At 37.3% G+C, this 9,172-nt stretch carries 6 protein-coding genes and 8 pseudogenes; 7 read left to right on the plus strand and 7 right to left on the minus strand.

Annotated elements, in window-relative coordinates:
• The 4 genes and pseudogenes from DYE19_RS00405 to yggU (DYE19_RS00420) all read left to right on the plus strand — a co-directional run.
• A partial coding sequence (locus DYE19_RS00405; RefSeq protein WP_115322265.1) for a 50S ribosome-binding protein YggL occupies nt 1-232 on the plus strand: 232 nt, incomplete at its 5' end.
• Between the two features lie 388 nt (nt 233-620).
• Nucleotides 621-1,577, plus strand: a pseudogene (gene corA / locus DYE19_RS00410) (magnesium/cobalt transporter CorA).
• A 16-nt stretch (nt 1,578-1,593) separates the two neighbouring features.
• Nucleotides 1,594-2,159: pseudogene (locus DYE19_RS00415) on the plus strand (YggT family protein).
• 39 nt (nt 2,160-2,198) lie between these two features.
• Nucleotides 2,199-2,489, plus strand: a pseudogene (yggU, locus tag DYE19_RS00420) (DUF167 family protein YggU).
• A 71-nt stretch (nt 2,490-2,560) separates the two neighbouring features.
• On the opposite strand, the gene DYE19_RS00425 reads toward yggU (DYE19_RS00420), so the two are convergent.
• Nucleotides 2,561-2,995: a GNAT family N-acetyltransferase gene (locus tag DYE19_RS00425; protein WP_115322266.1), complete on the minus strand. Its 435-nt coding sequence runs from the start codon at nt 2,993-2,995 to the stop codon at nt 2,561-2,563.
• Between the two features lie 178 nt (nt 2,996-3,173).
• On the opposite strand from DYE19_RS00425, the gene tpiA (DYE19_RS00430) reads away from it, so the two are divergent.
• Nucleotides 3,174-3,941 carry a triose-phosphate isomerase gene (gene tpiA / locus DYE19_RS00430; protein WP_115322261.1) on the plus strand — a complete coding sequence of 256 codons (768 nt, stop codon included), beginning with the start codon at nt 3,174-3,176 and terminating at the stop codon, nt 3,939-3,941.
• Nucleotides 3,942-4,011: 70 nt separating this feature from the next.
• Here the strand turns inward: tpiA (DYE19_RS00430) and DYE19_RS00435 are convergent.
• Nucleotides 4,012-4,621: pseudogene (locus DYE19_RS00435) on the minus strand (class I SAM-dependent methyltransferase); the annotation flags it as partial.
• Here DYE19_RS00435 and DYE19_RS00440 point away from each other — a divergent pair.
• A pseudogene (locus DYE19_RS00440) lies at nt 4,618-5,175 on the plus strand (class I SAM-dependent methyltransferase); the annotation flags it as partial. The pseudogenes DYE19_RS00435 and DYE19_RS00440 sit on opposite strands and share 4 nt — an antisense overlap.
• A 70-nt stretch (nt 5,176-5,245) precedes the next feature.
• Here the strand turns inward: DYE19_RS00440 and tpiA (DYE19_RS00445) are convergent.
• Nucleotides 5,246-6,014, minus strand: a pseudogene (gene tpiA / locus DYE19_RS00445) (triose-phosphate isomerase).
• Nucleotides 6,015-6,192: 178 nt separating this feature from the next.
• Between tpiA (DYE19_RS00445) and DYE19_RS00450 the strand changes: the two are divergent.
• Nucleotides 6,193-6,624, plus strand: coding sequence for a GNAT family N-acetyltransferase (locus tag DYE19_RS00450; RefSeq protein ID WP_115322267.1), 432 nt, complete (start codon nt 6,193-6,195; stop codon nt 6,622-6,624).
• 70 nt (nt 6,625-6,694) lie between these two features.
• On the opposite strand, the gene yggU (DYE19_RS00455) is transcribed toward DYE19_RS00450, so the two are convergent.
• From yggU (DYE19_RS00455) to DYE19_RS00470, 4 genes and pseudogenes are all read right to left on the minus strand, one after another.
• Entirely contained in the window at nt 6,695-6,985 is a 291-nt protein-coding gene (gene yggU, locus DYE19_RS00455) for a DUF167 family protein YggU (protein WP_115322263.1), read from the minus strand.
• 39 nt (nt 6,986-7,024) lie between these two features.
• The gene (locus DYE19_RS00460; RefSeq protein WP_115322268.1) at nt 7,025-7,591 is read right to left on the minus strand and encodes a YggT family protein; all 567 of its coding nucleotides are present in this window, start codon (nt 7,589-7,591) and stop codon (nt 7,025-7,027) included.
• A gap of 17 nt (nt 7,592-7,608) precedes the next feature.
• Nucleotides 7,609-8,559: pseudogene (gene corA, locus DYE19_RS00465) on the minus strand (magnesium/cobalt transporter CorA).
• A 387-nt stretch (nt 8,560-8,946) separates the two neighbouring features.
• Nucleotides 8,947-9,172: pseudogene (locus DYE19_RS00470) on the minus strand (50S ribosome-binding protein YggL); the annotation flags it as partial.

The following is a 9,172-nucleotide window of genomic DNA, read 5'->3' on the forward strand; positions in this document are numbered from 1 at the left end:
TGATGAAGTAGTTGATCGTTTTATTCGTGAAGTTATCCAACCAAATGGTTTAGCTTATGAAGGAAGTGGTTACTTACATTGGGAAGGTCTAGTTTGCTTAGAAGCACTTGGAAAATGTGATGAAAGTCACCGCACTTTAGTAAAAGAATGGTTAGAGAAAAACGGGTTGCAACAAATCGAAATCAGTCAATTATTCGACATTTGGTGGGAATACCCTGCAAAAGAAGCATAAATAGCTGATAAGGCGAACATCATTGTTCGCCTTTTTCATTTTAATTAGACAATAATTCTTTAATCCTCTGTAGAAACCCTTGACGAATCATCCTTTCAAGCGTAACATTCGCCCCGATTTAGTAATATGAGGACACACACTTTGGACAGTCACAGTCGATACCGAATTGCTTTTTTACTGTAACTTTCGCTGTTGCCTTTATATCAGCGAAGTTCGCTGATAGATCATTTCTAACACCATTTTTATTCGGCATCTTTTTATGGTCATCGAGATATCGATAGCCAATAATCAAACGAAAAATTAATCATTCTTTTACTATCACGGCTTATTTCGTTTGGTTTCTTTTGTTCATTGCGTTGTTCATAATCCAATTAAGGAGTATGACAAAATGATAAATGCTTTCACTCTTGAAGATGCTCGTCTTGTTCGCATTGATGAAGATGAAAATACACAACTAAACAATGCAATCTGGCTCGATCTATCTACTTGAACCGACGAGCGAAGAACGCGAAATTTTACAAGATAGTCTAGGACAAAGCCTCGCAACGTTTCTCGAATTAGAGGACATTGAAGCATCTGCTCGTTTCTTTGAAGACCAAGATGGCTTACACTTACACTCATTCTTTTATTGTGAAGACGAAGAAGATTATGCTGATTTAGCCAGCGTCGCCTTTACTGTACGTGATGGCCGCCTCTTTACACTACGTGATCGTGAACTGCCTGCCTTCCGTTTATATATCGTATGCGCTCACGTAATCAACGCTTAATTGAATGTAATGCTTACGAAGTTTTATTAGATTTATTTGAAACTAAAATTGAGCAACTGGCTGATGTTATTGAAACTGTGTATTCTGATTTAGAAAAATTAAGTCGTGTAATCTTAGATGGTACACAAGGTGAGGCTTTTGACCAGGCATTGTCGACGCTAACCGAACAAGAGGACACCAGCTCAAAAGTGCGTTTATGTCTGATGGATACACAACGAGCATTAAGCTTCTTAGTTCGTAAAACACGCTTACCTGCAAATCAGCTTGAACAAGCTCGTGAAATTTTACGTGATATTGAATCATTACAACCACATAATGAATCTTTATTCCAACGTGTAAACTTCTTAATGCAAGCAGCAATGGGTTTCATCAGTATTGAACAAAACCGCATTATTAAAATCTTCTCAGTTGTGTCAGTTATCTTCCTTCCACCGACATTAGTTGCTTCTAATTATGGGATGAACTTTGATGTAATGCCAGAGCTCGGTTTGAAATTTGGCTATCCAATGGCATTAGGTTTAATGGCTCTCGCAGCATTTGCCCCATATTGGTATTTTAAACGCAAAGGTTGGTTATAAAATTTAAGGTAATACAATGAACTCATTACAAATTTTAATTTTTACATTGATTGATGTATACGGATTTATTTTAGTTTTACGTGCATGGTTCCAATTTAGCAGAGTGGATTTTTATAATCCACTCTCACAAGGCTTAGTTAAAATTACTCAACCTGTTTTATCTCCTTTGCGTACATTTATTCCTACATTCAGGAATATTGATTTAGCCGCGCTCATTTTGGCTTTCTTATTATTTAGTATCAAATTTCCCCTCGCACATTTAGTAGGTAATGTATTTATTAGTCATGCAGACATTCTCGACTATGCATTAGCAGGCTTACTCACATTAATACGTACATGTGGAAAAGCCGTTTTCTATGTTCTTTTACTAGTGCAATCATGAGTTGGTTTAATCGCACCCCTAATCCAATGCAATTTGTTCTCCATCAGCTAACCTCTCCACTTTTAAGCCCAATTCAACGCATTTTACCTAATACAGGAATGATTGATTTTTCACCGATGATACTGGTTTTTGGTTTATTTTTCTTAGACAAAGTTCTACTGGATCTTTTCGGTGCTTACTGGTTATTAGCAAGCTACTAAAAGTGCGGTCAATTTGAAAGGTGTTTTGTAATAGTGACAATATTCGCAGTAGAAAAACAGGGTGAAGATTTAAGATTACGGATTTTTTTTGCAACCAAAAGCAAGTAAAGATCACATTGTTGGGCTACATGACAATGAGCTTAAAATCACTATTACAGCACCGCCTATTGATGGGCAAGCAAATGCACATTACTCAAATTTTTAAGCAAAACATTCAAAGTACCCAAAAGCAGTATTGTATTAGAAAAAGGTGAACTCAATCGACATAAACAGATTTTAATCCCAAACCCCAAAGTGATCCCAGAAGTCGTATCTGCCTTATTAAAATGAAACCGCACAAACGTTCACTGCTTCTCTTTTACTTAAATAAAACGACTTGCCAACAAAATAAGCTGAAAATACTATAGGTTTAACTCAAAAAGACTTTTCTTTGGATTAATTTTGAACCCTTCGGCCTCTAATAAAGCTTGTTGTTGCTGTCCCTGTTCAACAACCAAACGCGTAGATTGTGTGTAGCGTACAAACTCTTTTGCCTTTGCAATTAAAGCTGCATAAACTTCTGCATAATTTGAATTAGGCGAGACAAAAATATCGGTTAATTGCCAATAACGTTGTAATTGAAGAGAAGAAAGACGGGGATAGAGCTGAATGAAACCAAGTGCGTGCTGGTTTTCATTCACTGCAATAAAGAAAATGCTTTCACTAAAACGAATACGATTGGTCAAAAAGGCTAAAGTGCGGTCAGGATTTTCCAGCATTCCATGAGAAAGACGATATTGCTCAAAGAGCGGTAATAGAATGTCTAAATTCCATTGTTCAGCTTTAAAAATTTTCATTTTCGTCACAATCGGGCATTTTTTGTTAAATCTATACAGTGAATTGTAGCTTTTTAAAACAAAATAATCATCTTTTACCAAAAAAATTTTTCAAATTTGCCTAAAATCAACAGAACTAAATAAAAAATTTGATATAGTAGTGCGGTCATTTTTTATTAATTTAATACGGAGAAAAATTATGGCTCGTCGTCCTTTAGTTATGGGTAACTGGAAATTAAACGGTAGCAAAGCATTCACAAAAGAATTAATTGAAGACTTAAAAACAGAATTATCGGATGTTAAAGGTTGTGATGTCGCAATTGCACCACCTGTCATGTATTTAGCTGAAGCCGAGGCAGCGTTGACTGGCAGTACAATTGCACTAGGCTCACAAAACGTCGATGTAAACGTACAAGGTGCATTTACAGGTGATATTTCAACCGAAATGTTAAAAGATTTTAGTGCGAAATATATCATTATCGGTCACTCTGAGCGTCGAACCTATCATAAAGAAAGCGATGAGTTTATCGCGAAAAAATTCGCGGCATTAAAACAAGCAGGTTTAGTGCCAGTATTATGTATCGGTGAAAGCGAAGCGGAAAACGAAGCAGGCAAAACAGAAGAAGTGTGCGCACGTCAAATTGATGCAGTGTTGAATACATTAGGCGCTGAAGCATTTAACGGTGCAGTAATCGCATACGAACCCATTTGGGCAATCGGTACTGGTAAATCAGCCACTCCAGCGCAAGCACAAGCAGTTCACGCCTTTATCCGTAGCCACATTGCGAAGAAAGATCAAGCCGTCGCAGAACAAGTTATTATCCAATATGGTGGTTCTGTAAATGATGCAAATGCGGCTGAGTTATTCACTCAACCAGACATCGACGGTGCATTAGTTGGTGGCGCATCATTAAAAGCACCAGCATTTGCCGTGATCGTAAAAGCAGCTGCAAAAGCAAAAAACTAATTTAATCTCTTAAAACAAAAAGCAGATCAAATGATCTGCTTTTTTATTACCTAAAGTGCGGTCTGTTTTTCTATTTTTTCCAACTCACAAACGCCCAAGTTTTAAAATCTCCACGTGCAGAAGTGATATTTGGGTGTTTGGCGTAATAGTCTTTGAGTTTTGCCATTTCTTGTTCGGTTAACTCGCCAATCGACCACTGTACTGATTGGATAAAACTGTGCTCATCGATTTTTTCAGGCTTAATTAAACTGCATTCAGCAGTAATAAAATCCACAGAAGCGTAATAGCCTTTTTGATGTAACAAATTCAGCGCATACATATAATTCGGGAATCCCACCGAATCTCTGCCAATATATTGCAAAATGTCGCGTGCGATAAAGTCTTTTTCGACAATCATCGTCATATAAACTGCTTTTCTTGCTTTGGCATTCAGCTTATCCAATGCTTTATCTAAATCAGCCACCATTGAAGAACGTGATGACACACAGATATCACATTCTGGCACATCGTCCCAATTCTCTTCCCAAGATTTGCGAATAGGCTGCACGTTATCCAACCCTAAATTCTGCGCGCGTTGTTGTAAAACGGACAACATTCCTTCACTGTAATCTAAGCCATACACTTTTTTAATGTGGCAACGGCAGAGAAATCGCACCACCACCGCAGCCCACATCTAATAAAAGTGTATGGCTTAGATTACAGTGAAGGAATGTTGTCCGTTTTACAACAACGCGCGCAGAATTTAGGGTTGGATAACGTGCAGCCTATTCGCAAATCTTGGGAAGAGAATTGGGACGATGTGCCAGAATGTGATATCTGTGTGTCATCACGTTCTTCAATGGTGGCTGATTTAGATAAAGCATTGGATAAGCTGAATGCCAAAGCAAGAAAAGCAGTTTATATGACGATGATTGTCGAAAAAGACTTTATCGCACGCGACATTTTGCAATATATTGGCAGAGATTCGGTGGGATTCCCGAATTATATGTATGCGCTGAATTTGTTACATCAAAAAGGCTATTACGCTTCTGTGGATTTTATTACTGCTGAATGCAGTTTAATTAAGCCTGAAAAAATCGATGAGCACAGTTTTATCCAATCAGTACAGTGGTCGATTGGCGAGTTAACCGAACAAGAAATGGCAAAACTCAAAGACTATTACGCCAAACACCCAAATATCACTTCTGCACGTGGAGATTTTAAAACTTGGGCGTTTGTGAGTTGGAAAAAATAGAAAAACAGACCGCACTTTAGGTAATAAAAAAGCAGATCATTTGATCTGCTTTTTGTTTTAAGAGATTAAATTAGTTTTTTGCTTTTGCAGCTGCTTTTACGATCACGGCAAATGCTGGTGCTTTTAATGATGCGCCACCAACTAATGCACCGTCGATGTCTGGTTGAGTGAATAACTCAGCCGCATTTGCATCATTTACAGAACCACCATATTGGATAATAACTTGTTCTGCGACGGCTTGATCTTTCTTCGCAATGTGGCTACGGATAAAGGCGTGAACTGCTTGTGCTTGCGCTGGAGTGGCTGATTTACCAGTACCGATTGCCCAAATGGGTTCGTATGCGATTACTGCACCGTTAAATGCTTCAGCGCCTAATGTATTCAACACTGCATCAATTTGACGTGCGCACACTTCTTCTGTTTTGCCTGCTTCGTTTTCCGCTTCGCTTTCACCGATACATAATACTGGCACTAAACCTGCTTGTTTTAATGCCGCGAATTTTTTCGCGATAAAACTCATCGCTTTCTTTATGATAGGTTCGACGCTCAGAGTGACCGATAATGATATATTTCGCACTAAAATCTTTTAACATTTCGGTTGAAATATCACCTGTAAATGCACCTTGTACGTTTACATCGACGTTTTGTGAGCCTAGTGCAATTGTACTGCCAGTCAACGCTGCCTCGGCTTCAGCTAAATACATGACAGGTGGTGCAATTGCGACATCACAACCTTTAACATCCGATAATTCTGTTTTTAAGTCTTCAATTAATTCTTTTGTGAATGCTTTGCTACCGTTTAATTTCCAGTTACCCATAACTAAAGGACGACGAGCCATAATTTTTCTCCGTATTAAATTAATAAAAAATGACCGCACTACTATATCAAATTTTTTATTTAGTTCTGTTGATTTTAGGCAAATTTGAAAAATTTTTTTGGTAAAAGATGATTATTTTGTTTTAAAAAGCTACAATTCACTGTATAGATTTAACAAAAAATGCCCGATTGTGACGAAAATGAAAATTTTTAAAGCTGAACAATGGAATTTAGACATTCTATTACCGCTCTTTGAGCAATATCGTCTTTCTCATGGAATGCTGGAAAATCCTGACCGCACTTTAGCCTTTTTGACCAATCGTATTCGTTTTAGTGAAAGCATTTTCTTTATTGCAGTGAATGAAAACCAGCACGCACTTGGTTTCATTCAGCTCTATCCCCGTCTTTCTTCTCTTCAATTACAACGTTATTGGCAATTAACCGATATTTTTGTCTCGCCTAATTCAAATTATGCAGAAGTTTATGCAGCTTTAATTGCAAAGGCAAAAGAGTTTGTACGCTACACACAATCTACGCGTTTGGTTGAACAGGGACAGCAACAACAAGCTTTATTAGAGGCCGAAGGGTTCAAAATTAATCCAAAGAAAAGTCTTTTTGAGTTAAACCTATAGTATTTTCAGCTTATTTTGTTGGCAAGTCGTTTTATTTAAGTAAAAGAGAAGCAGTGAACGTTTGTGCGGTTCATTTTAATAAGGCAGATACGACTTCTGGGATCACTTTGGGGTTTGGGATTAAAATCTGTTTATGTCGATTGAGTTCACCTTTTTCTAATACAATACTGCTTTTGGGTACTTTGAATGTTTTGCTTAAAAATTTGAGTAAATGTGCATTTGCTTGCCCATCAATAGGCGGTGCTGTAATAGTGATTTTAAGCTCATTGTCATGTAGCCCAACAATGTGATCTTTACTTGCTTTTGGTTGCAAAAAAATCCGTAATCTTAAATCTTCACCCTGTTTTTCTACTGCGAATATTGTCACTATTACAAAACACCTTTCAAATTGACCGCACTTTTAGTAGCTTGCTAATAACCAGTAAGCACCGAAAAGATCCAGTAGAACTTTGTCTAAGAAAAATAAACCAAAAACCAGTATCATCGGTGAAAAATCAATCATTCCTGTATTAGGTAAAATGCGTTGAATTGGGCTTAAAAGTGGAGAGGTTAGCTGATGGAGAACAAATTGCATTGGATTAGGGGTGCGATTAAACCAACTCATGATTGCACTAAGTAAAAGAACATAGAAAACGGCTTTTCCACATGTACGTATTAATGTGAGTAAGCCTGCTAATGCATAGTCGAGAATGTCTGCATGACTAATAAATACATTACCTACTAAATGTGCGAGGGGAAATTTGATACTAAATAATAAGAAAGCCAAAATGAGCGCGGCTAAATCAATATTCCTGAATGTAGGAATAAATGTACGCAAAGGAGATAAAACAGGTTGAGTAATTTTAACTAAGCCTTGTGAGAGTGGATTTAAAAAATCCACTCTGCTAAATTGGAACCATGCACGTAAAACTAAAATAAATCCGTATACATCAATCAATGTAAAAATTAAAATTTGTAATGAGTTCATTGTATTACCTTAAATTTTTATAACCAACCTTTGCGTTTAAAATACCAATATGGGGCAAATGCTGCGAGAGCCATTAAACCTAATGCCATTGGATAGCCAAATTTCAAACCCGAGCTCTGGCATTACATCAAAGTTCATCCCATAATTAGAAGCAACTAATGTCGGTGGAAGGAAGATAACTGACACAACTGAGAAGATTTTAATAATGCGGTTTTGTTCAATACTGATGAAACCCATTGCTGCTTGCATTAAGAAGTTTACACGTTGGAATAAAGATTCATTATGTGGTTGTAATGATTCAATATCACGTAAAATTTCACGAGCTTGTTCAAGCTGATTTGCAGGTAAGCGTGTTTTACGAACTAAGAAGCTTAATGCTCGTTGTGTATCCATCAGACATAAACGCACTTTTGAGCTGGTGTCCTCTTGTTCGGTTAGCGTCGACAATGCCTGGTCAAAAGCCTCACCTTGTGTACCATCTAAGATTACACGACTTAATTTTTCTAATCAGAATACACAGTTTCAATAACATCAGCCAGTTGCTCAATTTTAGTTTCAAATAAATCTAATAAAACTTCGTAAGCATTACATTCAATTAAGCGTTGATTACGTGAGCGCATACGATATAAACGGAAGGCAGGCAGTTCACGATCACGTAGTGTAAAGAGGCGGCCATCACGTACAGTAAAGGCGACGCTGGCTAAATCAGCATAATCTTCTTCGTCTTCACAATAAAAGAATGAGTGTAAGTGTAAGCCATCTTGGTCTTCAAAGAAACGAGCAGATGCTTCAATGTCCTCTAATTCGAGAAACGTTGCGAGGCTTTGTCCTAGACTATCTTGTAAAATTTCGCGTTCTTCGCTCGTCGGTTCAAGTAGATCGAGCCAGATTGCATTGTTTAGTTGTGTATTTTCATCTTCATCAATGCGAACAAGACGAGCATCTTCAAGAGTGAAAGCATTTATCATTTTGTCATACTCCTTAATTGGATTATGAACAACGCAATGAACAAAAGAAACCAAACGAAATAAGCCGTGATAGTAAAAGAATGATTAATTTTTCGTTTGATTATTGGCTATCGATATCTCGATGACCATAAAAAGATGCCGAATAAAATGGTGTTAGAAATGATCTATCAGCGAACTTCGCTGATATAAAGGCAACAGCGAAAGTTACAGTAAAAAAGCAATTCGGTATCGACTGTGACTGTCCAAAGTGTGTGTCCTCATATTACTAAATCGGGGCGAATGTTACGCTTGAAAGGATGATTCGTCAAGGGTTTCTACAGAGGATTAAAGAATTATTGTCTAATTAAAATGAAAAAGGCGAACAATGATGTTCGCCTTATCAGCTATTTATGCTTCTTTTGCAGGGTATTCCCACCAAATGTCGAATAATTGACTGATTTCGATTTGTTGCAACCCGTTTTTCTCTAACCATTCTTTTACTAAAGTGCGGTGACTTTCATCACATTTCCAAGTGCTTCTAAGCAAACTAGACCTTCCCAATGTAAGTAACCACTTCCTTCATAAGCTAAACCATTTGGTTGGATAACTTCACGAATAAAACGATCAACTACTT

The sequence above is a fragment of the Pasteurella canis genome (assembly GCF_900454865.1).
GTDB lineage: Bacteria > Pseudomonadota > Gammaproteobacteria > Enterobacterales > Pasteurellaceae > Pasteurella > Pasteurella canis.

What these genes read in the sequence shown, in the direction of transcription:
- DYE19_RS00460 (WP_115322268.1), bottom strand. Translation starts at nt 7,591, where the DNA reads ATGAACTCATTACAAATTTTAATTTTTACATTGATTGATGTATACGGA.
- DYE19_RS00425 (WP_115322266.1), bottom strand. Translation starts at nt 2,995, where the DNA reads ATGAAAATTTTTAAAGCTGAACAATGGAATTTAGACATTCTATTACCG.
- DYE19_RS00450 (WP_115322267.1), top strand. Translation starts at nt 6,193, where the DNA reads ATGAAAATTTTTAAAGCTGAACAATGGAATTTAGACATTCTATTACCG.
- tpiA (WP_115322261.1), top strand. Translation starts at nt 3,174, where the DNA reads ATGGCTCGTCGTCCTTTAGTTATGGGTAACTGGAAATTAAACGGTAGC.